This is a genomic window from Pseudomonas sp. Irchel s3a12, assembly GCF_900187485.1.
GTDB classification, from domain to species: Bacteria; Pseudomonadota; Gammaproteobacteria; order Pseudomonadales; family Pseudomonadaceae; genus Aquipseudomonas; species Aquipseudomonas neuropathica.
The window spans coordinates 75,264-98,914 of the sequence record NZ_FYDN01000009.1 but is presented as its reverse complement, the minus strand read 5'-3'; the positions used below and the strand labels follow the sequence as shown (position 1 = coordinate 98,914).

The window sequence follows — 23,651 nt, the reverse complement described above, 5'->3', positions numbered from 1 at the left end:
AACAGCCGAGGGGTTAACTGGAGGCCTCGGCGTCGGCTTCGGCAAAGGCTTCACGGGCCAGCCGGAAACTGTCCACGGCTGCCGGAACGCCGCAATAAATGCCGACCTGAAGCAGAATTTCGCGTATTTGCTCACGACTCAGGCCGTTACGCAAGGCGCCGCGCACATGCAGCTTGAGTTCATGCGGACGGTTGAGCGCCGAGATCATCGCCAGGTTGATCATGCTGCGCTCCTTGAGCGACAAACCCTCACGCCCCCAGACATGGCCCCAGCAGTATTCGGTGACCATTTCCTGCAAAGGGCGGGTGAAGTCGTCGGCGTTGTCGATTGAACGCTGAACGTAGGCTTCGCCGAGCACCTGAGTGCGGATCTTCAGACCTTTTTCGTACTTTTCGTTATTCATATTCTTTGCCTCACCTCAGTCCCTGTGGGAGCTGGCTTGCCAGCGATAGCGGACTATCAGCCAACATCAATGTTGAATGTTAAGCCCTCATCGCTGGCAAGCCAGCTCCCACAGGGTTTTGCATTGTCGCTTCAGGCCAGGGTCGGCAACGGGCCGAGCTTGCCTTTGTGGTAGATCATCGGCGTCACCGGTTGCGCCGGCAGGATCAGGTTCTTCACCGCGCCAACAATGATCGCGTGGTCGCCACCATCGTACTCACGCCACAACTCGCACTCGATGATCGCCGTCGCTTTGGCCAGAATCGGGTTGCCGAGTTCGCTCAAATGCCACGCGATGTCCTTGGCCTTGTCCTTGCCTTTACTGGCGAACGCATAGGCCTCAGCCGTCTGGTCAGCCGACAGCAAATGGATCGCGAATTTCTTGCTGTCACGCAGCACCGGGTAGGTGTCGGAAGCATAGTTGGGGCAGAACAGCACCAGTGCCGGGTCAATCGACAGCGCACTGAAGGCGCTGGCGGTGATGCCGACGATGCCGCCATCCGGGTCGAGGGTGGTGACCACCGTGACGCCGGACGGGAACGAGCTCATGACGTCTTTGTAAATGCCGGGTTCGATCATTTCGCAGGACTCCTAGCGCATCACAAACGGATCAGGCATTGGCGCCTGGGAAAGGTTGATCCACACCGTTTTCAGTTCGGTGTAGGCCAGCACCGAATCGATGCCGCTTTCGCGTCCATAGCCACTGTTCTTGAAGCCGCCGATCGGCGCCATCGCTGACACCGCGCGGTAGGTGTTGACCCAGATAATTCCAGAGCGCACATCGCGCGCCAGACGATGGGCACGACCGAGATCGCGGGTCCAGATGCCGGCGGCGAGGCCGAACTGCGAGTCGTTGGCGATCGCCAGTGCTTCGGCTTCATCTTTAAAGCGGATCACCGACGCCACCGGGCCGAAGACTTCTTCCTGCATGATCTTCATCGAATTGCGGTCGCATTCGAACAGCGTCGGCTCGTAGTACCAGCCTTCGCCGAGATCGGTCGGACGCTTGCCGCCAGTGCGCAAACGCGCGCCTTCAGCGATGGCGTCGGCGACCAGACCTTCGACCACCGCCAGTTGCTGCGCGGTGGCCATCGGGCCCATTTCACTGTGGTCTTCCTGCGGGTTGCCGATGCGAATGCGCTGGGCGCGTTCGACCAGTCGGCTGACGAATTCGTCGTAGATCTCGTCCTGCACCAACAGCCGCGAACCCGACACGCAGCTCTGCCCGGAGGCCGCGTAGATCCCGGCGATCGCGCCGTTGATCGCGCTGTCCAGATCGGCGTCGGCGAAGATGATGTTCGGCGACTTGCCGCCCAGTTCCAGCGACAGCTTGGCGAAGTTCTCGGCGCTGCTGCGCACCACATGCCGCGCTGTCGCCGCGCCGCCGGTGAAGGCAATCTTGCGGATCAGCGGATGGCGGGTGAGGGCGGCGCCAGTGCTCGGGCCGTAACCGGTGACGACGTTGACCACGCCCGGCGGAATGCCGGCTTCGAGGGCCAGTCGCGCCAGTTCAAGAATGGTTGCGGACGCGTGCTCGGAAGGCTTGATCACAATCGTGTTGCCAGCGGCGAGGGCCGGGGCGAGTTTGATTGCGGTCAGGTACAGCGGGCTGTTCCACGGAATGATCGCGGCGACCACGCCCATTGCTTCGTGCACGGTGTAGGCGAACAGGTCGGGCTTATCCAGCGGCAGCGTGCCGCCTTCGAGCTTGTCGGCCAGGCCGGCGGTGTAGTGGAAAAACTCCGGCAGATAGCTGACCTGGCCACGGGTTTCGCGGATCAGTTTGCCGTTGTCGCGGCTTTCCAGTTGCGCCAGTTGTTCTTTATTTTCGGCGATCAAGTCGCCGAGACGGCGCAGCAATTTGCCGCGTGCGGTGGCAGTCAGGCCGCGCCATGCCGGGCTGTCGAAAGCGGTCTGTGCCGATTGCACGGCGCGTTCGACGTCCGCCTCATCAGCGTCGGGCAACTCCGCCCAGGCTTGCGCCGTGGCCGGGTTGAGGCTTTCGAAGGTCTTGCCGGAGAGGGCGTCGACCCATTCTCCGCCGATGCACATCTGGAAGCGTGCGAGTGTCATGCAACGATCCCCTTTATATGGTTTTGTCGGGAGTGTGCGAATTCGAGAAATTCCAGCAGCGTCTGGTTGACCAAGCGCGGCGACTCTACCGGCATCATATGCCGTTGCTCAGGCAGCACGGCAACCTTCGCACCGGGGATGCGTCGGGCCAGTTGCTCGGCCATTTCCGGGGTCGAACCCGGATCGAGTTCGCCAGTGGCAATCAGCGTCGGCGCCTGAATGCTGCCCAGGTCGTCGGCGCGGTACATGTCTTGGGTAGCGAACAATTCATAAGTGGTCAGGTAACCCTGCGGATCATTACCGGCCAGGGTCTGGCGGATCGCAGCGATCTGCGCCGGGTTGGCCGCTTGATACTCGCGGCTGAACCAGCGCGACAACGCCGCTTCGGCATTGGCGTCCGGGCCATGTTCGGCGGCTTGCGCGGTACGGGCGATGACGCCGGCACGCTGTTCTTCGCTGCGGTTGAACACGCTGTTCAAGACCACCAGGCTTTGCAGGCGCTCCGGGTAATGCAGGGCAAAGGCCCGCGCGACCAGACCGCCCATGGAGAAACCGATCACCGCTGCCTGCGGCAGATTGAGGTGATCGAGCAGCTCCAGCAACTGATCGGCGTAACCGAGCAGGGCGGTGCCATTGGCGGGTCGCGGACTGGCGCCATGGCCGAGCATGTCGTAGGCGATCACCCGGTATTGGCTGGACAGACCGACGATCTGCCCGCCCCACATTTCTTTGTTCAGGCCCACGCCGTGGATCAAAACCACGGGCTGGCCTTGGCCGGTCGCCAGGTAACTGGTGCCAGCCGGGGTGAGTTCAGCGGTGAGCCGAATCATGGAGCGCTCCTGCAATGCCTTTTTATTGTGATTACTGGGCTTTTTCGGCGGCCAGTTCTTCCAGATCGATGTAGCGGTTACCGATGCGCGGGTGCAGGCGACCACCGTCGGCGCAACCCAGCACGACGACGATTTCGTCGGCGCGCGGTGCGTCTTCGATCTGCATTTCCAGGGTGATGTAGTGCGAACGCTGACCTTCGTCGTCCTTGTGCATCATCGGGATCTGGATCGAAGTGCCCGGGCCGCCGCGCTTGTTGGTAAAGCTCAGGTAGCTCTTGGCGTTGACCGCTTCGCGGTAGTGATTGCCAAAGCGCAGGGTGTGGATCACGGCGGAGGCGTGTTCGATCTCGCCATCAGCGCCGACCACAGCGGCTTTGCCGTAGGCCTCGATTTTTTCCGCACCGCCGATGATGCCGACCAGACGTTCAACCATCAGCGCGCCGAGGTCGGAGCAGTTGGCACGGATCTGCGGTTTGAGGTCTTCAACGAAACCGTTGCCCACCCATGGGTTTTTCATCACCACGGCGAGGCCAACCATGGTCACGGGTTTGTCAGTGGCTTTGCCGCCTTCGATAAAAGTTTCTTCGACATAGCTGACGATCTTGCGAATTTCGAAACTCATGAGCTGCTCCGTTGGGGGGATTAAGAGTGTCTGTGCGTCTGATGGTATACCATAATACCGATCGTGCAAGTCCCTCCGGTAACTTTTGCCGCATCACCCCGGCGAATGGTCATGTATTCAAATCCCAAAGCCCCCACAACTCCCTGTAGGAGTGAGCCTGCTCGCGATAGCGGTGTGTCATCTGAGCAATTGCTAACTGATACACCGCTATCGCGAGCAGGCTCACTCCTACAGGGGGGAATCCGTCGGCAATGCGGTTAACAAAAGATAACGTGGCGCCGATTGTCAGACGTTTCGAAAGCCCGATAGGATGAGCCAGCTTCCGAAGTGGCTCTGGATTGCGGGTTTCAGGACTATGCTTCTGACCAGCCATCAGCGGAGCACACTTGCGGCGCCCTTGAAGGCCAGATGGCCTAACAATAATAAAGAGGGGAAGGTCTATGAGTCGTTGCCGCCCGCCGGCGTTACGCAACACCGCGTTGCTGGCCACAGCACTCTCGCTGCTGGGCTTTGCCACGTTATCGGCACCGGTGATTGCCGCCGAGGCCCCGGCTGACGTGGTCTATGCCACCGAATCTACTAAAGCCGCGAAAAGCCTGATTCTCGATGTCGTCCACGCTGGCGCACGCCTGGTCGCGGTCGGCGATCGCGGACACATTCTCTATTCCGATGACCAGGGCAAAACCTGGAAGCAAGCCAAGGTGCCGAGCCGGCAACTGCTGACGGCTGTGTATTTTGTCGACGACAAACACGGCTGGGCGGTCGGCCATGACGCGCAAATCCTCGCCAGCGCAGACGGCGGTCTGACCTGGGCCAAGCAATTCGAAGACCTCAAACGTGAATCGCCGCTGCTCGACGTCTGGTTCAAGGACGTCAACAGCGGCCTCGCCGTGGGCGCGTACGGCGCGTTGATGGAAACCACCGACGGCGGTAAAAACTGGGAAGACGTCAGTGACCGCCTCGACAACGAAGATCAATTCCACCTCAACGCCATCGCAGCGGTGAAGGACGCGGGGCTGTTTATCGTCGGCGAGTCGGGCAGCATGTTCCGCTCCGCCGATGACGGCCAGACCTGGGAAAAACTCGAAGGCCCGTACGAAGGTTCGCTGTTCGGCGTGATCGGCACGGCGCAACCGCAGACCCTGCTGGCGTACGGCTTGCGCGGCAACCTCTACCGCTCCACCGATTTCGGTAGCACCTGGGAGCAGGTCGAGCTGAAAGCTGCGCGCGGATCGCTGGAATTCGGCCTGTCCGGCGCGACCCTGCTTGAAGATGGCTCGATCGTGATCGTTGGCAACGGCGGTTCGGTGATCAGCAGCAGCGACAACGGCGAGACCTTCAGCGTGTTCAACCGTCCGGATCGTATTTCCCTGTCGTCGGTCACCGCTGCCGGCGACGGCAACCTGATTCTGAGCGGGCAGGGTGGCGTTCACACCACGCTGCCAAACGGTGCCGAGATCAATAATAAGAAGGCGGGGCTATGACTTCCTTGATCACTCCTCAGCAGGACAAGGCGACGTTTCTTGAGCGCCTGATCTTCAACAACCGTCCGGCAGTGATCCTTATCTGCCTGGTGGTGAGTATTTTCCTGTTCTGGCAGGCCACGCTGATCCGGCCGTCGACCAGTTTCGAAAAAATGATCCCGCTCAAGCATCCGTTCATCGAGAAGATGATGGAGCACCGCAACGATCTGGCGAACCTGGGCAACACTGTGCGCATTTCGGTGGAAGCCAAGGACGGCGACATCTTCTCCAAGGAGTACATGGAGACTCTGCGCCAGATCAACGACGAGGTGTTCTACATCTCCGGCGTCGACCGTTCTGGCCTGAAGTCGCTATGGAGCCCGAGCGTACGCTGGACCGAAGTGACCGAAGAGGGTTTCGCCGGCGGTGAAGTGATCCCGCAGAGCTACAACGGCTCGCAAGACAGTCTCGATCTGCTGCGCAACAACGTACTCAAGTCAGGTCAGGTCGGGCGTCTGGTGGCCAACGACTTCAAGTCGAGCATCGTTGACATCCCGCTGCTGGAGTCCTACCCGGACCCGGAAGACCAGGGCAAGTTGCTCGCGCTGGACTACCGCAAGTTCTCCCATGAACTCGAAGACAAGATCCGCAACAAGTTCGAAGCGCAGAATCCCAACGTCAAAATCCACATCGTCGGATTCGCCAAGAAGGTCGGCGACCTGATCGACGGTCTGGTGATGGTGGTGTTGTTCTTCGGTATCGCTTTCGTCATCACCCTGATTCTTCTGTTGTGGTTCACCAACTGCGTGCGCAGCACCATTGCGGTGTTGAGTACGACGCTGGTGGCGGTGGTCTGGCAGCTCGGCTTGATGCACTTCTTCGGCTTCGGACTTGATCCGTATTCGATGCTGGTGCCGTTCCTGATCTTCGCCATCGGTATTTCCCACGGCGTGCAGAAGATCAACGGTATCGCCCTGCAATCCAGCGAGGCCGACAACGCATTGACCGCTGCGCGGCGCACCTTCCGCCAACTGTTCCTGCCGGGGATGATCGCGATTCTTGCGGATGCGGTGGGCTTCATCACCCTGCTGATCATCGACATCGGCGTGATCCGTGAACTGGCCATCGGCGCGTCGATCGGCGTGGCGGTGATCGTGTTCACCAACCTGATCCTGCTGCCGGTCGCCATTTCCTATGTCGGTATCAGCAAGCGCGCGATTGCCAAGAGCAAGAAAGACGCGAACCGCGAACACCCGTTCTGGCGCCTGCTGTCGAACTTCGCCAACCCGAAAGTCGCACGTATTTCGGTGGTGCTGGCGCTGATCGCCTTCGGCGGCGGCCTCTGGTACAGCCAGAACCTGAAAATCGGCGACCTCGACCAGGGCGCGCCGGAACTGCGTCCGGACTCGCGCTACAACAAGGACAACAACTTCATCATCAACAACTACTCGACCAGTTCCGACGTGCTGGTAGTGATGGTCAAGACCAAGGCTGAAGGTTGCTCGCGTTATGAGGCCATGGCGCCGATCGATGAGCTGATGTGGAAGATGCAGAACACCGAGGGCGTGCAGTCGGCGATCTCGCTGGTGACCGTGTCCAAGCAGATGATCAAGGGCATGAACGAGGGCAACCTGAAATGGGAAACCCTGTCGCGCAACCCGGACGTGCTGAACAACTCGATTGCCCGCGCCGACGGTCTGTACAACAACAGTTGCTCGCTGGCGCCAGTGCTGGTGTTCCTCAACGATCACAAGGCTGAAACCCTCGATCGTGCGGTGCACGCGGTGCAGGAATTCGCCAAGGACAACAACAAGGACGGTCTGGAATTCATCCTCGCCGCCGGTAACGCCGGCATCGAAGCGGCCACCAACGAAGTCATCAAGCAGGCTGAGCTGACCATCCTGATTCTGGTGTACATCTGCGTGGCAGTGATGTGCATGATCACCTTCCGTTCGTGGGCGGCGACGCTGTGCATCGTCCTGCCGCTGGTGCTGACCTCGGTACTCGGCAACGCGCTGATGGCGTTCATGGGCATCGGCGTGAAAGTCGCGACCTTGCCGGTGGTGGCGCTGGGTGTGGGGATCGGTGTCGACTACGGCATCTACATCTATAGCCGTCTGGAGAGTTTCCTGCGCGCGGGGCTGCCGTTGCAGGAAGCCTATTACCAGACGCTGAAATCCACCGGTAAAGCCGTGCTGTTCACCGGTCTGTGCCTGGCGATCGGTGTGTGCACCTGGATCTTCTCGGCGATCAAGTTCCAGGCTGACATGGGCCTGATGCTGACCTTCATGCTGCTGTGGAACATGTTCGGTGCACTGTGGCTGCTGCCGGCACTGGCGAAGTTCCTGATCAAGCCTGAGAAACTGGCGGGGCAGAAGGGCAATTCGCTGTTTGCGCATTGATCTGAAAGGCTGAAACGACAAAGCCGCAACCTTAGGGTTGCGGCTTTTTTGTGTTTTAAGATCAAGAGCCCCCTCACCCTAACCCTCTCCCGGAGGGAGAGGGGACTGACCGAGGTGTGCGGCTTGATACATCGACCTGAAACACCGAGTTGATTATGGATTTAACGCAAATCATTCGACCTGAGATACCGAGTTGATTATGGATTTAACGCAAATCATTCGACTTGAGATGGCAGTCGGTTATGGATTCACTGCAAATCGTTCAAGTCGGCGGAAATCCCGAATATCCCCCAATCGGTCCCCTCTACCTCTGGGCGGTCCGACGTTTCGGGAGGGCTAGGGTGAGGGCAAGCAGTCTCAAGCCTTAAGTGAGTTCAGCGCCAAGCACGACACTCAAAGCACTACGCGCATCATCCAGCTGCACCAACGTCGCATGCCGAGCCCCCAGCGCATCACGATTCTCGATCGCCGTCAAAATCGCCTTATGCCGTGGCAACGCCAATTCATGCAGATTCGGCCGCTGATTCGAATGCTTCAACGCCTCGGCAATCGCCACCGACAACATATTGCACAGATTCGCCAACAAGTCGTTGTGTGTCGCATCGGCAATCCGGCTATGGAAATCCAGATCCGGCTGCAACAACGCTTCCGGCGTCGGCGCCGCTTCCATGCGCTGATACGCCTCGCCAATCGCGGCAATATCAGCCTCGGTCGCATGTTGAGCAGCGAGGGCGGCAGCCGCCGGTTCGATAATGCTGCGCACACTGGTCAGCACATTGAAGAATTCATTCTGCGGGCTGCTTTGCATCAGCCAGTGCAGCACGTCCGGGTCGAGCATGTGCCATTCGCGCCGCGCCTTGACCACCGTGCCAACCCGAGGCTTGGAATACACCAGCCCCTTGGCCACCAGCACCCGCGTGGCTTCGCGTAACACCGGCCGGCTGACCGCGTACTCCTCGCAGAGCAGGGCTTCGGCGGGCAGTTTGTCGTCGGGCAAGAAGCGTCCGGAGACGATCTGCATGCCCAGTTCCTGGACGATGCGCGAATGCATGCTTTTGCGGTCGGAAGGTTTGCGGTAATCCATGGGGAGTGGCGCGATCCTGAGCGATGGAGATGCCGCGCATCATAGCAGGCACCAGACAATCTTGAGGCGGGTAATGATCGTTCCCACGCTCTGCGTGGGAATGCTGCCCGGGACGCTCTGCGTCCCATTTCAGAGCTGGAACGCGGAGCGTCCCTTGAGGCATTCCCACGCGGAGCATGGGAACGATCGGTGGAGAAGGTCAGTGAGAGTGGCGGGGCACTTCAGCGCCTCGGCAACCTACCAGGAAGTCAAAGTCACAGCCCTGATCCGCCTGCAGCACATGGTCGATGTACAACTGACGATACCCGCCCACCAACAACTGCTGCGGCGGCTGCAGATCCGCCATGCGTGCCGCCAGTTCGGCATCCGGAATATCCAGGTGCAGCCGCCCGGTGGCGCAATCCAGCTCGATCCAGTCGCCTTCCTGCACCGTCGCCAAAGGCCCGCCGGCCGCCGCTTCCGGCGCCACGTGCAAAACCACAGTGCCGTACGCCGTGCCGCTCATCCGCGCATCAGAAATGCGCACCATGTCGGTCACACCCTGTGCCAACAACTTGGCCGGCAAGCCCATGTTGCCGACTTCGGCCATGCCCGGATAACCCTTCGGCCCGCAGTTCTTCATCACCAGAATCGAATCTTTATCGACCTCCAGTTCCGGATCGTTGATCCGCGCCTTGTACATGTCGAAGTTCTCGAACACTACCGCGCGGCCGCGATGCTGCATCAATTCCGGGGTCGCGGCGGACGGCTTGAGCACGGCACCCAGTGGCGCCAGATTGCCGCGCAATACGCAAATGCCGCCGTCAGCACGGATCGGATTGTCTAGGGTGCGGATCACCTCGTCCTCGCCATAGATCGGCGCGTCCTTGGTGTTCTCGCCAATCGACTTGCCATTGACCGTCAGTGCATTCGGGTTAGGGATCAGATTGGCTTCACCGAGACGCCGCAGCACTGCCGGCAAACCACCTGCGTAATAGAACTCTTCCATCAGGAAACGCCCAGACGGTTGCAGGTCGACAATGGTCGGCATGCCACGACCGATACGGGTCCAGTCGTCCAGATCCAGTTCAACGCCGATGCGTCCAGCGATAGCTTTCAAGTGAATCACCGCGTTGGTCGAACCACCGATGGCGGCGTTGACCCGGATGGCGTTTTCGAAGGCTTCCTTGGTGAGGATCTTCGACAGTTTCATATCTTCGCGAACCATCTCCACTGCACGCATACCGGACATGTGCGCCAACACATAACGTCGCGCATCCACCGCCGGGATCGCCGCGTTGTGCGGCAGGGAAGTGCCCAGTGCTTCAGCCATGCAGGCCATGGTCGACGCCGTGCCCATGGTGTTGCAAGTGCCTGCCGAACGCGACATGCCACCCTCGGCCGCAAGGAAATCGTCAATCGTGATGGTGCCGGCCTTGACCTGCTCGCTGAGCTGCCAGACCACGGTGCCCGAGCCGATGTCCTTGCCCTTGTGCTTGCCGTTGAGCATCGGCCCGCCAGTCACAACAATCGCCGGCACATCGCAACTCGCCGCGCCCATCAGCAGCGCTGGAGTGGTTTTGTCGCAACCGGTCAGCAGCACCACGCCGTCGATCGGGTTGCCGCGAATGGCCTCTTCAACGTCCATGCTCGCCAGGTTGCGAGTGAGCATGGCGGTCGGGCGCAGGTTCGATTCGCCGTTGGAGAACACCGGGAATTCCACTGGAAAACCACCGGCCTCGATCACCCCGCGTTTGACGTGCTCCGCGATCTGGCGGAAGTGCGCGTTGCACGGGGTCAGTTCCGACCAGGTGTTGCAGATGCCGATGATCGGCTTGCCATGGAACTGGTGGTCGGCGATGCCCTGATTCTTCATCCAGCTGCGGTACATGAAGCCGTTCTTGTCGGCCGTGCCAAACCATTGGGCGGAGCGCAGGGTGGGTTTCTTATCAGACATGATCGATTCTCTTATTGTATGACTATAGTGTTCCAGCTACGGCCTAATCTAAGCGCAAAATCCTAGGTTTGGAAGTGTTGTTGGTGAATTAGTATTACTATATAGTCGTTTTCGACGGAGGGATGGCCCTGACGGTTTTTCCGTGAGAGGCGTCCCCCGAGGTTCTATAAAAACAACAATCGGAGACCGATCTCATGAGCCAGGAACTGCGGCTAATCCGGCGCATTACGCTGAAACTGATTCCCTTCCTGATCCTGCTGTACCTGATCGCCTATGTGGATCGCTCCGCCGTCGGCTTCGCCAAGCTGCACATGGGCGCTGACATCGGCATCGGCGACGCCGCCTACGGCCTCGGTGCCGGGCTGTTCTTCATTGGCTACTTCCTTCTCGAAATCCCCAGCAACCTGATGCTCGAACGCTTCGGCGCACGGCGCTGGTTTGCGCGGATCATGATCACCTGGGGCGCGATCACCATCGGCATGGCCTTCGTTCAGGGCCCGCACAGTTTCTACGTGATGCGCTTTCTGCTCGGCGCGGCCGAGGCGGGGTTCTTCCCCGGCGTTCTCTACTACATCACCCAATGGTTCCCGGTGCGCCATCGCGGCAAGATCCTTGGCCTGTTCATCCTCTCCCAGCCGATCGCGATGATGATCACCGGCCCGGTGTCCGGCGGTTTGCTCGGCATGGACGGCGTCCTTGGCCTGCACGGCTGGCAGTGGCTGTTCATCGTCATCGGCACCCCGGCGATCCTCCTGACCTGGCCAGTGCTGCGCTGGTTGCCTGACGGTCCGCAACAAGTGAAATGGATGGATCAAGCCGAGAAAGACTGGCTGACCGGTGAGCTGAAAAAGGATCTGCAGGAGTACGGCCAGACCCGCCACGGCAACCCGCTGCATGCGCTGAAAGACAAACGTGTGTTGCTGCTGGCGCTGTTTTATCTGCCGGTGACGTTGAGCATTTATGGCCTCGGTCTATGGTTACCGACGCTGATCAAACAGTTCGGCGGCAGTGATCTGGTCACCGGTTTTGTGTCGTCGGTGCCGTATATCTTCGGGATAATCGGCTTGCTCATCATCCCGCGCAGTTCCGATCGTTTAAATGATCGTTACGGGCATCTGGCTGTTCTTTATGTGCTGGGCGCGATTGGCTTGTTCCTGAGTGCGTGGCTGTCGCTGCCCGTGGCGCAATTGGCGGCGTTGTGTCTGGTGGCGTTTGCGCTGTTTTCCTGCACAGCGGTGTTCTGGACCTTGCCGGGGCGCTTCTTTGCCGGCGCGAGTGCGGCGGCGGGGATCGCGTTGATCAACTCGGTAGGGAACCTGGGCGGATACATCGGGCCGTTCGTGATCGGGGCGTTGAAGGAGTACACCGGGAATCTCGCGTCCGGCCTGTATTTCCTGTCGGGCGTGATGGTGTTCGGCTTGATCCTGACGGGCGTGGTTTACCGCGTGCTGGAACGCAAACACGTGCTCCCGGTTGACCAATTTGCCGCCAGCGCCCGTGGCGCTACCCGCACCTGAACCCCATCGACCCATCACCACCGAACCTGTGGGAGCTGCGGTGCGACGACTCGACTTGCCAGCGATAGCAATCTGTCAGACACATTAATGCTGAATGTGCCGCCGTCATCGCTGGCAAGCCAGCTCCCACAGGGTTTTGCAGTGTTTCGAAGTTTTGTGTAAAGGAGAGGACATATGCATCTGGTTCAATTCGAATTAAGCAACCGCGAACGCCGCGTCGGCGTGGTCGACAACGATCTGGTGCGCGAAGTGCTAGACGCGCGCAGCGTGCGCGATCTGGCGCTCGCCGCCATCGAAGCCGGCAACACGCTGGAACAGCAAGTGCAGATCCTCGGCCTCGGCATCAGCCACGACTACGCCGAACTGCTCGCGCAACTGCGCATCCTGCCGCCCCTCGATCACCCGGACCCGGCGCACATGCTGGTCAGCGGTACTGGCCTGACTCACCTGGGTAGCGCCTCGGCCCGCGACAAGATGCACCAGCAGGCCGGCGACGAAGTGGCGATGACCGACACCATGCGCATCTTCAAATGGGGTGTGGAGGGCGGCAAACCGGCGGCGGGGCAGGCCGGTGTGCAACCAGAATGGTTCTACAAAGGCGACGGCAGTATTGTCGTTCGCCCGGGTCAGCCGTTCCCGGTGCCGCCGTTTGCTGAAGACGCTGGCGAAGAACCAGAGATGGCCGGCCTCTACCTCATTGGCAACGACGGCAAGCCTTATCGCCTGGGTTTTGCGGTGGGCAACGAGTTCTCCGATCACATCATGGAGCGCAAGAATTACCTGTACCTCGCGCACTCGAAATTGCGCAGTTGCAGTTACGGCCCGGAACTTCGCACCGGTGAACTGCCTCAACATCTGGCAGGCACCAGTCGCATCCTGCGTGACGGCGAAGTGCTCTGGCAGAACGAGTTTCTCAGCGGCGAGGCGAACATGTGCCACAGCCTCGCCAACCTCGAATACCACCATTTCAAGTACAGCCAGTTCCTGCGTCCGGGGGATGTGCACATTCACTTCTTCGGCACCGCGACCCTGTCGTTCGCCGATGGCATCCGCACCCAGCCGGGCGACGTCTTCGAAATCAGCCAGGCCGAATTCGGCGCGCCGCTGGTCAATGGCATCGTTCCGGTTCCAGCGGCTTTTGTACCGGACAGCATCGGCACCCTTTAAGGAGATCCCATGACTCAGATTCTCGGTCACAACTACATTGGTGGTCAGCGCAGCGCCGCTGGCGACGTCAAACTGCACTCCGTCGATGCCACGACGGGCGAACAGTTGCCGCACGATTTCATTCAGGCCACGGTTGAGGAAGTCGACGCAGCGGCCAAAGCTGCCGCTGTCGCGTACCCGGCTTATCGCAGCCTCAGCGCCGAACGCCGCGCGCAGTTTCTCGACGCAATTGCCGATGAACTGGATGCCCTCGGTGATGATTTCGTCGCCGTGGTCTGCCGCGAAACGGCGTTGCCCGCCGGACGCATTCAGGGCGAGCGCGCACGCACCAGCGGGCAGATGCGTCTGTTCGCCAAGGTTCTGCGTCGGGGGGATTTCTACGGTGCGCGGATTGATCTGCCGTTGCCGGATCGCCAGCCATTGCCACGTCCTGATCTGCGCCAATACCGCATCGGCCTCGGTCCTGTTGCGGTGTTCGGCGCAAGCAACTTTCCACTGGCGTTTTCCACGGCGGGCGGCGACACCGCTGCGGCGCTGGCCGCCGGTTGCCCGGTGGTGTTCAAGGCCCACAGCGGTCACATGGCCACGGCTGAGCTGGTCGCTGACGCGGTGATTCGTGCAGCGGAAAAAACCGCGATGCCTGCCGGTGTGTTCAACATGATCTACGGCGGTGGCGTCGGTGAATGGCTGGTCAAGCACCCGGCGATTCAGGCAGTCGGTTTCACCGGTTCGCTCAGAGGCGGACGTGCGCTGTGTGACATGGCCGCTGCACGCCCGCAACCGATCCCGGTGTTTGCCGAGATGTCGAGCATCAACCCGGTGATCGTCCTGCCGCAGGCCCTTGCCGAGCGTTCGGAAACGGTTGCCCGCGACTTGACTGCTTCAGTGGTGCAGGGCTGCGGTCAGTTCTGCACCAATCCGGGCCTGGTCATCGGCATCCGCTCGCCAGAGTTCAGCGCGTTCGTGCAGCAGGTTGCGGGTTTGATCGGTGATCAACCGGCGCAAACCATGCTCAACGCCGGCACCCTCGGCAGCTACGGTAATGGCTTGCAGAAACTGTTGGCGCATCCCGCCATTGAGCATCTGGCCGGCAATCCGCAGCAGGGTAATCAGGCTCAGCCGCAATTGTTCAAGGCCGATGCGAGCCTGTTGATCGATGGCGATGAAGTGCTGCAGGAAGAAGTGTTCGGCCCGACCACGGTGATTGTCGAAGTGGCGGACAAGGCGCAACTGAGTGCCGCATTGCACGGCCTGCATGGGCAACTGACCGCGACGATCATTGGCGAGCAGGCGGACTTTGAACGTTTCCCTGAGCTGACGCCGTTGCTGGAACAGAAGGTCGGGAGGATCCTGCTTAACGGTTATCCGACCGGTGTCGAGGTGTGTGATTCGATGGTGCATGGCGGGCCGTATCCGGCGACATCCGACGCACGCGGCACCTCCGTCGGTACGCTGGCCATCGACCGCTTTCTGCGCCCGGTGTGCTTCCAGAATTACCCGGACAGCTTGCTGCCCGAGCCGCTGAAGAACGCCAACCCGCTGCGCATCCAGCGCCTGGTTGACGGCAAGTCCTCACGCGACGCGCTGTAACTGCCAGCCAATATCCCTGTGGGAGCGAGCCTGCTCGCGAATGCATTCTTTCAGTCAGCCTTTCATGGCCTGACACACCGCATTCGCGAGCAGGCTCGCTCCCACAAGGGTTCCCATAAGGCCTCTGGATCACATTGAGCTATCATTGGCCCTTTCCCCCCCTAGAAAGACTGTTTGCCATGACTGCCCAAACCCTTCTCGACGTCCTCGAACAATCCGATATGGTCGAAATCGACGGCTTGCACGCCTTCGAATTTTTCCTCGATGAAGACGACAATCTGCACATCGAATGCATCGACGGCCGAGCGGCCAAGCATTGGGAATTCACCCCGGTTCAGGTTGCCGCTGCAACTTTCGACGACTCTTTGCAGAGCTGGTTGATCGTCGGTTATTTCAATGAAACCAAAGCGATCGGCGAACACCGCTTGGTTTGTCATGGCGACGTAGTCAGCAGCAGCGATGACGAGGATGACAATCAATGAAAATGCGTAAATTCTGGCCGCTGCTGATGGCCGGCAGCGTCGGTGCCATGGGGCTTTCCAGCGCATCCGCCGAGAACTTCCAGTTGCTGGTCGGTTCCTACACCGCCAACACCAGCCAGGGCCTCTATCGAATGAACTTCGACAGTGCCACCGGCCAGATCGCCGCCAAACCGCTACAGGTGGTCAAGAGCGAAAACCCGTCATGGCTGACCCTGTCCAAAGACCAGCGTCGCCTGTTCGTGGTCAACGAAAACGGCCCGGGCCAGAAAGACCCGGTCGGCCGTGTCAGCAGCTATTCGATCGATCCGAAAACCCACACGCTGACCCTGATCAATCAAGTTCAAAGCCTGGGCAACGAGCCGACCCATTCGAGCCTCAGCGCTGACGCCAGCCACTTGTTCGTCAGCAACTATTCGGTGATGGAAGATCCGGGTGGAACGCTGGCGGTACTGCCGGTGGGTGCTGACGGCAAACTCAAACCGGTGGTGCAGATGAGCGCGCACCCGGCGAGCCGGGTCAACCCGGAGCGCCAGGCCTCCAACCACGTCCATTCGACGGTCTCTTCGCCGGACGGCCGCTACGTGTTCTCCAATGATCTGGGCGCGGACAAGGTTTTCATTTATCAATTCGATCCGAAAGCCAACCCGGAGCTGCCGCTGACCCCAGCGAAAGCTGCATCCGTGGCGTTGCCTGCCGGCAGCGGCCCGCGTCATTTGCTGTTCAGCGCTGACGGCAAACACGCCTGGCTGACCATGGAAATGAGCGCGCAGGTCGCGGTGTTCGATTACCACGATGGCGTGCTGACCCAGACGCAACTGGTCGATCTGGCCGCTGGTCAACCGACCTTGGACAAGGCCGGCGCCGCGTTGCATGCCTCGGCGGATGGCAAGTTCCTCTACGTCAGCAACCGTGGCACCGCCAATCAACTGGTGGTGTTCGCGATCGATCCGGCGAGCGGCCAGCTCAAAGAGCTGCAAAAGCGTTCGGTGGAAGGTGATCACCCGCGCGAGTTCAGCCTCGATCCGAGCGGTAAGTTTCTGCTGATCGCCAACCAGAAGAGCAACGAAATTGTCGTCGTTGAGCGCGATGGCAAGACCGGTCTGCTCGGCAAAACCGTGCAGAAACTGCCGATGGACGCGCCCAGCGACCTCAAGTTTATCGTGCGACAATAAGCCACAGGCCCCGGTTTAAGGGGCCTGTCTCTTTGTATTAATCGCGCTGATATCCGGTAATGCTACAAAGCATTTCAAGCGATCAACCCTTGAGCGTTAAGTTTGCTTCACAGCCCAACCGGGCAAGCAAGCCAACCGAACACGAGGGTTACCGCCATGAACTTCAATCTCTTCTCCGTGATTGCCGCTTCCGCCATCTCCGCCACCGTTGTGCTGCCAGCCAGTGCCAACGTTGAAATCAACAGCAAAAAATCCCACACCCAGAGCTACACCCAGAAATACCTGCAACAGAGCGCCAACTTCTACGCCGCCCTGGATCACAAAGCCCAACACTGAAATGCCCATTGCGCACAACTCCCTGTAGGAGCTGCCGAAGGCTGCGATCATTTGATCTTGTTTTTAAAAGCAAAATCAAAAGATCGCAGCCTTCGGCAGCTCCTACACGTGTGCGTGTGTTTTTCGCAAACCGATAGGTTTGTTCAAACACGCAAATAGACTGGCTAAATAATCAACGAAGCTGATGTTTACTATGGAAAACCCTGAGTGGTTGCCACGGCTTTTTTGATCGATTCTGTGGGCATCGAAACATGCCCACGGGAGAACACCATGGCCAGCGCAATCCTTCATTCAGCCAAACGCGGCGCCTACCTGGCCATCGGTCTTTACCTGGTCGTGGTGCTGGTCGTCAGCATCGCATCGCATATGGAACACACCTTCGACGCACCGATTCAAGTCGACCACCCCGGCATCCAGTTCGAAGTCCGCTCGCAAAGCGTGATGGTCGACCGGGCCGAACTCGCAGGAGTCGGCGGAGCATGAAAGGCTACAGACTTTGGGTAGTCGCCGGTTTGGCGTTTTTCACCAACGGCGCTTCATTATTGGGTATCGGTCAAGGCTCGGTGGGCGCACTGGCCCGGGCCATAGAGGCCAATCACAACATTGCGCACAATATCGAGAGAGCAAATACGCTAGGGCTGATGGCCGGCAATCCGCCGGTAAAAGTCTCGGCGGATTTTCTCGGGCCATTCGAGATAGATTGCATGGCCCTCGGCATGTGCAACGCGCTGGCTTGACCCTGTAGGAGCTGCCGAAGGCTGCGATCTTTTGATCTTGCCTTTATAAGATCAAAAGATCGCAGCCTTCGGCAGCTCCTACATTGAGTTACTTCTTCATAATTGAAGTGAAAAGGTCTGATTCGAGGAAGCGCTGTAACCAGGCCTGTAAGCGAACATAAGGCGTCTGTGCAAACCACTCGCGATCAACATGGGCAAACTGCCGAACGAAGGGCAGCAGGGCGATATCGGCCAGGCACGGATGGTCAGCCAACAGGTAGTCGTATTCACCCAGCGTCAGATCCAGATGATGCGCAATCATTGAGCATCGCATCCGATAGGCCTCCATCGGCTCCGCGGGATAGCGCTCGGCGTATTTGTAGTGGTTCAACGATGTTTTGAAGTTCTCGTCGTTGGTCCTGATCAGCATGTCCATGATGACTTGCGCACCTGGGTCATCTTTGAGCAACCAATCATCCGGATCATTCTGCGCCAACGCCCAGCGCATGATCTCCAGGCTCTCATCAATCACCCGCCCACCGGCATTCAGCACCGGCACCGTGCCTTTTGGCGAGATCGCCAGCATCTCCGCTGGCTTGGCCTTGAGGCTGACCTCAACGATGTCCACCGGTACACCCGAGTAACGCAGCGCCATCCGCGCCCGCATCGCGTACGGGCAACGGCGGAAGGAATACAGCGTGTTCATTTCACCTCCAGCGTGCTCAAACCATTGCCTTGGCGCTGCACCTGAATCTGCACCGGAATCCGCTCGTGCATTTCCTGCACATGGGAAATCACCGCGACCTTGCGCCCCTGCGCCTGCAAACCATCGAGCGCATCCATCGCCAGTTGTAGCGATTCCGGATCGAGGCTGCCAAAACCTTCGTCGATAAACAGCGATTCGATTTTCAGCGTGCTCGACGCCATCGACGCCAGGCCCAATGCCAACGCCAGCGACACCAGGAACGTCTCGCCACCGGACAACGAATGTACCGAGCGCAGTTCGTCGCCCATTTCGGTGTCCATCACCAGCAGGCCAAGCATGCTGCCACCGCGCTTGAGGCGATAGCGTTTGACCAGTTGGCGCAACTGCACGTTGGCGTGGTGCACCAGCAGGTCGAGGTTGTAGGCCTGGGCGATCTTGCGGAAGGTGTCACCGGTGGCCGAGCCGATCAAGGCACTCAGTCGCGCCCAGCGTTGATATTCGGCGTAGGCATCGGCGATCTGCTGGGCCAGCGCCTGGTTGGCGTTCTGCCGGCGCTGATCTTCAGCCTGTTCGGCACGCAGTTCGGCGCATTGCTGCTCGCTGACATTGAACTGATTCTGCAAATCGCTCAAAGCGGTGGTGAGTTGCTCGGCATCAAGATTGCCGTTGTGTTGCGACTGATGATCGAGCAACAACCGATCACGCTCCTGCAGCAAGACCCTGGCTTGTTCGATGGCTTTTTCATTGAGCTGCAAGCGCTGGCGCAATTGCGCGACTTGCTCATCATCGACGCGCAACAAGTCTTCGAGGCCGCCGTCATCCAGCTCGGGATGACGAGCGCGCCAGTCGACAATCTTGCTCGCCAGATCCTGTTCCTCGCTTTGCAGCGCCTGCAAACTCTGTTGCTGCGCCTTGAGTTCAGCGGCGATCTGCACAATCTGCGTGCGTACGTTTTGCAGGTCTTGAGCGGTGCCAGTTTCGGCAGAGCGCGCTTGCTCCACAGCCTGTTCCAGTTGCTGCTGCCACTGTTCGGCGCTGCCGTGTTCACCCAGCAACTGCGCAAGTTTGTCCTGGCAGAGTCGTTGCTGTTCGGCCAGCGCATTGAACTGTTGCTCAGCCGTTTGCGCCTGCTGGACGCGGGTCTGCTGGCGATCCTGCTCTTTCTCCAGCGTCTGCTGACGCTGTTGCTGTTCGGTCTGTTCCTCCTTGTGCTGATCGACTTGCGCCAGACGCTCGGCGATCTGCCGGTCTAGCTGCATGAAGGTCGCCGCCGGTTCCTGGCGCAAGGCTTCAAGGGTGTCGGCCGGCAGCAGATTGCCGAACGCGGTCAGCTCTTCATCGAGGCGCTGACGGTCGCTGCTCAGCTCGCGCTGCTGATTGCTCAAGTGCTGCGCCGCTTGCTGATGCGCGGTTTCGGCCTGACGCAATTGCTGGGTCAGGCGCGCGGCATCCTGTTGCAGGGTGAGCAGGGCGCTCTGGCGTTGTTCGTCCTGAGTGATGCTCTGGTTCAGTTGCTCGTTTTGCCGGGCGAGCCAGGCATCGCGCTTGTCGGTGTCCTGATTGAACAACTGCGCGGACAGCGGATGCGCATCGAGGCTTGGCGCCAACGCTTGCTGCTGGTTCACCAGTTGTTCTTGCTGTTGCAGCAGTTCTTTCTGTTGCGCAATCACGCCACCGACTTCGGCGCGCAGTTCGATGAGCTTTTCCTTGAGCTGATCGACCACTTGCTGGGCGTTGGCCTGTTCGCTTTCATCATGGCGACCAAGACTTTGCAGCAGCGCTTCGGGCTGATGATACGGATGCTCGTTGCTGCCGCAGACCGGGCATGGCTGATCGTCCTGCAACTGCGCGCGCAACTCTTCGACACTGGCACTGCGCGCCAGCCGCTGGCGTTCAAGCAGCTCGCGGGTGACGTTGAGGGTTTGTTCGGCGACGGTCAGTTCGGCTTTGCTTTTCACCCCGTCTTGAGTCAGGCGATCACGCTCCTGCTGGGCGTTGAGTTGACGCTGTTGCAACTCGGTGCTGCGCTTGTCGAGATCCTGCTGCGTGGCCCACAGGCGCGACAGGTCTTCGAAGGCGCGCAGTTGTTTGCGGTTGTCCTGCAGCAGCGTGCCGAGGATGCCGATTTGCTCGGCGACGGCATCGGGTTCGGCGCCGGCCTCTTTGAACAGCACTTCCAGTTGCTGCTTCTGCGTGGTCAGTTCTGCGGCGCTGCGCGTGGCATTTTCTTCGAGGCTCGCCAGTTCGGCTTGGCCCTTGTTCAAGCGGTTGCCGATCAGCATCAGCTGTTGCAGGCGATCGCGGTAGGCATTCCACGCGTCGCTCAATGGCGCCAGATGAGCACTCTGCTCAAGCTCGGCGGCGATACGTTGCAGGCGTTCGCCGACCTGGGTCTGTTTTTCCAGCAAGGCTTGAATGGCGTTCTGGCCTTCGGTACAAGCCTGCTGCGCATTGGTTCGGGCTTCGGCACTTTGCGCGACATCCTTGGCCAGACGGGCGAGGGTGCTTTGCTCATCAAAGGCCTGACGCAACAGCGGCGCGTTTTCACTTTGCCGTTGCTGCGCTTCGCTCAGGGCGACTTTCGCCGCTTCCAGAGTTTGCTCCAGTTGCGTTTGGCGCCCAGTCAGTTCGCCGTGTTGCTGCGAGTGCGCAGCAATCTGTGCGGCCAACGGCGTCAGCAGCGCATCGAGTTCGGTTTTACGCGCGAACTGGTGCCGCTGCGGGCCGAGCTGCTCCAGTCGCGTCAGTGTCACCCGCTCGCCGGCCAGACTTTCCGATTGCTGCTGGGCACTGTGCAGTTGTTCTGCGGCCGCTTGCTGCGCGTCCTGCAACACACGTAAATCCTTGAGCCAGCCGTGCTGTTGCTCAAGCTGCTTGAGCTGCGCCTGCTGCAACTTCATTTGCTGTTGCGCGGCATTGAAGCGCTCATCCAACTCGGCCCGCGCTTCGGGCGCCAACGGGGTCACGCCGGTCGCCTGATCCTGCAACAGCTTATGCGCTTCGCGGGCTTCTTTAGTCTTGTCGAAGGCGCGGCGGCCGAGACGGGTGTACAGCGCGGTGTCGGTGAGTTTTTCCAACAGTTCGCTGCGGTCGTTGTCGTCGGCCTTGAGGAACGCACTGAACTCGCTCTGGGCCAGCAGCACGGCGCGGGTGAACTGTTCGAAGTTCAGGCCGAGCGCAGCTTCCAGCTGAGTTTTGTATTCACCTTTCTGGCTGGCGAGCAGTTGATCCTGATCGATGTCGCGCAGGCTCTGCCGGCTGGCCTGCAACTTGCCGCCGGCCTTCTCGCGCGCACGGTTAGCTTCCCAACGTGCCCGATAGCGACGGCCATCGACACCGACGAAATCCACTTCGGCATAACCTTCGCCGGTGCCGCGACGCAGCAAAGTGCGCGGGTCGCCGGTGGCAATTTCGCCGTCGGCATCCGGGACTTTGGCGTCACGGCCAGTGTTGTTCAGACGCGGCACCGCGCCAAACAACGCCAGGCACAAGGCGTCGAGCAAAGTACTTTTACCAGCGCCGGTCGGGCCGGTAATCGCAAACAAACCGGCACTGGCCAGCGGTTCAGCAGTGAAATCGATTTCGAAAGGCCCGGCCAGCGAGGCCAGGTTCTTCAAGCGAATGGCGAGAATCTTCATGGCTGCTCGCCCTCCAGTTGTACGTCTTGCAGCAGTTCGGCGAAGTCCTTCAGCGTTTGCTCGTCGACCTCGCTGCCATAGTTGTCGAGCCAAGCGCGGCTGAACAGTTCCTGCGGAGTGAGCTGGTCGAGTTCGATCAGCGCGGTGCCGTCTTCGACGCCGTCAGCACCACGATTACCGGCGTATTCAGCGGCGATACGCACCAGGCGCACGGCTTTGCCTTGCAGGGCGCTTTCGACTTGATGGCGCAGATCCGGCTGTGGCTCGTCGAGGGTTACGCGCACTTCCAGCCACGGTTGCCGCTGGGTTTCGGCGAGCAGATCGATGTTCGGCAGATCGGCCAGTTGCAGCAGGATTTCGGCCAGCGGTGCCGGGCCGATGCGCTGCAGATTGACCGAGCGCGGGATCAGTTTCGGCTCGACGCTGACCAGGGTTTCGCCGTCGAGGGTGACGTCGAGAATCTGGTGCTGATAGCTGATCTCCGAGAACGACAACGGGATCGGCGAGCCGCTGTAGCGAATGCGTTCTTCACCGTTGACCTTCTGCGGCTTGTGCAAATGGCCGAGGGCGACATAGCTGATGCTCGGCCCGAACAGGCTGGCGGGCAGGGCTTCGGCGTTGCCGATGATGAGGCTGCGTTCGGAGTCTTCCGAGACCGAACCGCCGGCCATATGTGCGTGGCTGATGGCGATCAGCGCCTGACCGGGTTGGCGCTTGGCGTTGGCCGCTTCGATCAGCCATTCGTGCACCTGACCGATGCCGCGCAGATAGTTGTCGCCCAGATGCGCGCCCGTCACCTCTGCCGGACGCAGGAACGGCAGCGCCAGGCACCACGCGGCGATTTCGCCTTGGGCATTTGGCAGTGGCAACAGCAAGCGGTCGGCGTCCAGTTGCCCGTCATCCAGCCACAGCACCCGACCCAGCGCGTGGGTGCGCAAACGGCGCATCAACGGCGCGGGCAATTCAATCCGCGAACCGGAGTCGTGGTTGCCGGCGATCATCACGATGGTCAGCAACGGCTGCTGTTCGTGGGCGCTGACGATGAAGTCGTAGAGGCGTTCCTGAGCTTTGACCGGCGGATTGACCGTGTCAAAGATGTCCCCGGCAATCAGCAGCACATCCGGCTGCGCCAGTTGCAGTTGGCGCAGCAGCCATTCGAGGAAGCACGCATGCTCGAAATCGCGCTCCTGGCCGTGCAGGTTTTGCCCAAGGTGCCAGTCGGAGGTGTGGAACAGACGCAAGGTGGACTCCGCAACATTTAAAGAGGTGATGGCCGCGAGGAAATGAAGGGCGGCGAAAGAGGGGAGAGTTTACAGATTATTGCGGCGGGAGGGCTTGTTGTGCAGGTGAGCGACTGTCAAGCGGAACCAGGTTTTACTCATACCGATCGTCGGCAACGATGGTTCAGGTGATTCAAAAATTGACGCCAAAATAGTGGCCATCTAATATCGCGCCACTATTTTGATACTAGTGCGC

General features: G+C 60.0%; 20 protein-coding genes. 10 read left to right on the top strand and 10 right to left on the bottom strand.

The features are described from left to right. Positions 1–13 precede the first annotated feature (13 nt). The 5 genes from CKW14_RS16495 to CKW14_RS16475 form a co-directional block, all read right to left on the bottom strand. Complete coding sequence (locus CKW14_RS16495) at positions 14–403, bottom strand: carboxymuconolactone decarboxylase family protein (protein ID WP_095125671.1); 390 nt, start codon at positions 401–403, stop codon at positions 14–16. 131 nt (positions 404–534) lie between these two features. Further along, on the bottom strand, positions 535–1,020 hold the full coding sequence (locus tag CKW14_RS16490; RefSeq protein ID WP_095125670.1) for a flavin reductase family protein: 486 nt from the start codon (positions 1,018–1,020) through the stop codon (positions 535–537). Positions 1,021–1,032: 12 nt separating this feature from the next. Next, positions 1,033–2,514: an aldehyde dehydrogenase gene (locus CKW14_RS16485; protein WP_095125669.1), complete on the bottom strand. Its 1,482-nt coding sequence runs from the start codon at positions 2,512–2,514 to the stop codon at positions 1,033–1,035. Then, positions 2,511–3,344 carry an alpha/beta fold hydrolase gene (locus CKW14_RS16480; RefSeq protein ID WP_095050100.1) on the bottom strand — a complete coding sequence of 278 codons (834 nt, stop codon included), beginning with the start codon at positions 3,342–3,344 and terminating at the stop codon, positions 2,511–2,513. Before CKW14_RS16480 ends, CKW14_RS16485 begins: the two co-directional genes overlap by 4 nt. Positions 3,345–3,375: 31 nt before the next feature. Next, entirely contained in the window at positions 3,376–3,966 is a 591-nt protein-coding gene (locus CKW14_RS16475) for an amino acid synthesis family protein (RefSeq protein WP_007917992.1), read from the bottom strand. Positions 3,967–4,406: 440 nt separating this feature from the next. On the opposite strand from CKW14_RS16475, the gene CKW14_RS16470 reads away from it, so the two are divergent. Together CKW14_RS16470 and CKW14_RS16465 are read left to right on the top strand one after the other, a co-directional pair. After that, positions 4,407–5,450, top strand: coding sequence for a YCF48-related protein (locus CKW14_RS16470; RefSeq protein ID WP_095050101.1), 1,044 nt, complete (start codon positions 4,407–4,409; stop codon positions 5,448–5,450). Beyond that, positions 5,447–7,831, top strand: a complete 2,385-nt coding sequence (locus tag CKW14_RS16465; RefSeq protein WP_095050102.1) for an RND family transporter — start codon at positions 5,447–5,449, stop codon at positions 7,829–7,831. The genes CKW14_RS16470 and CKW14_RS16465 overlap by 4 nt, the downstream gene beginning before the upstream one ends. Positions 7,832–8,195: 364 nt before the next feature. Here CKW14_RS16465 and CKW14_RS16460 read toward each other — a convergent pair whose 3' ends face one another. Together CKW14_RS16460 and CKW14_RS16455 are read right to left on the bottom strand one after the other, a co-directional pair. Next, positions 8,196–8,915: a FadR/GntR family transcriptional regulator gene (locus CKW14_RS16460; protein WP_064392969.1), complete on the bottom strand. Its 720-nt coding sequence runs from the start codon at positions 8,913–8,915 to the stop codon at positions 8,196–8,198. A gap of 199 nt (positions 8,916–9,114) precedes the next feature. Beyond that, positions 9,115–10,851 (bottom strand): IlvD/Edd family dehydratase, encoded by a 1,737-nt coding sequence (locus CKW14_RS16455; RefSeq protein ID WP_095050103.1) that lies wholly within the window; start codon positions 10,849–10,851, stop codon positions 9,115–9,117. A 194-nt stretch (positions 10,852–11,045) separates the two neighbouring features. Between CKW14_RS16455 and CKW14_RS16450 the strand changes: the two genes are divergently transcribed. The 8 genes from CKW14_RS16450 to CKW14_RS16415 all read left to right on the top strand — a co-directional run bounded on the left by CKW14_RS16450 (position 11,046) and on the right by CKW14_RS16415 (position 17,852). After that, complete coding sequence (locus tag CKW14_RS16450; protein ID WP_077573249.1) at positions 11,046–12,368, top strand: MFS transporter; 1,323 nt, start codon at positions 11,046–11,048, stop codon at positions 12,366–12,368. A gap of 174 nt (positions 12,369–12,542) precedes the next feature. Further along, entirely contained in the window at positions 12,543–13,535 is a 993-nt protein-coding gene (araD1, locus tag CKW14_RS16445) for an AraD1 family protein (protein ID WP_095050104.1), read from the top strand. Between the two features lie 9 nt (positions 13,536–13,544). Continuing rightward, on the top strand, positions 13,545–15,125 hold the full coding sequence (locus tag CKW14_RS16440; protein ID WP_095050105.1) for an aldehyde dehydrogenase (NADP(+)): 1,581 nt from the start codon (positions 13,545–13,547) through the stop codon (positions 15,123–15,125). A 179-nt stretch (positions 15,126–15,304) separates the two neighbouring features. Next, positions 15,305–15,607 (top strand): DUF5629 family protein, encoded by a 303-nt coding sequence (locus CKW14_RS16435; RefSeq protein ID WP_095050106.1) that lies wholly within the window; start codon positions 15,305–15,307, stop codon positions 15,605–15,607. Further along, positions 15,604–16,779, top strand: coding sequence for a lactonase family protein (locus tag CKW14_RS16430; protein ID WP_095125668.1), 1,176 nt, complete (start codon positions 15,604–15,606; stop codon positions 16,777–16,779). The genes CKW14_RS16435 and CKW14_RS16430 overlap by 4 nt, the downstream gene beginning before the upstream one ends. Positions 16,780–16,935: 156 nt before the next feature. After that, the gene (locus tag CKW14_RS16425) at positions 16,936–17,115 is read left to right on the top strand and encodes a hypothetical protein (protein ID WP_007917967.1); all 180 of its coding nucleotides are present in this window, start codon (positions 16,936–16,938) and stop codon (positions 17,113–17,115) included. 270 nt (positions 17,116–17,385) lie between these two features. Continuing rightward, entirely contained in the window at positions 17,386–17,598 is a 213-nt protein-coding gene (locus CKW14_RS16420) for a hypothetical protein (RefSeq protein ID WP_095125769.1), read from the top strand. Further along, positions 17,595–17,852 (top strand): hypothetical protein, encoded by a 258-nt coding sequence (locus CKW14_RS16415; protein WP_095050108.1) that lies wholly within the window; start codon positions 17,595–17,597, stop codon positions 17,850–17,852. Before CKW14_RS16420 ends, CKW14_RS16415 begins: the two co-directional genes overlap by 4 nt. A gap of 88 nt (positions 17,853–17,940) precedes the next feature. Here CKW14_RS16415 and CKW14_RS16410 read toward each other — a convergent pair whose 3' ends face one another. From CKW14_RS16410 to CKW14_RS16400, 3 genes are read right to left on the bottom strand one after another with little or no spacing between them, the layout of a single operon-like run. Next, entirely contained in the window at positions 17,941–18,537 is a 597-nt protein-coding gene (locus tag CKW14_RS16410) for a glutathione S-transferase (protein ID WP_095050109.1), read from the bottom strand. After that, positions 18,534–22,175: an AAA family ATPase gene (locus tag CKW14_RS16405; protein ID WP_095050110.1), complete on the bottom strand. Its 3,642-nt coding sequence runs from the start codon at positions 22,173–22,175 to the stop codon at positions 18,534–18,536. Before CKW14_RS16405 ends, CKW14_RS16410 begins: the two co-directional genes overlap by 4 nt. Beyond that, positions 22,172–23,416, bottom strand: coding sequence for an exonuclease SbcCD subunit D C-terminal domain-containing protein (locus tag CKW14_RS16400; RefSeq protein ID WP_093437857.1), 1,245 nt, complete (start codon positions 23,414–23,416; stop codon positions 22,172–22,174). Before CKW14_RS16400 ends, CKW14_RS16405 begins: the two co-directional genes overlap by 4 nt. Between the last annotated feature and the right edge of the window lie 235 nt (positions 23,417–23,651).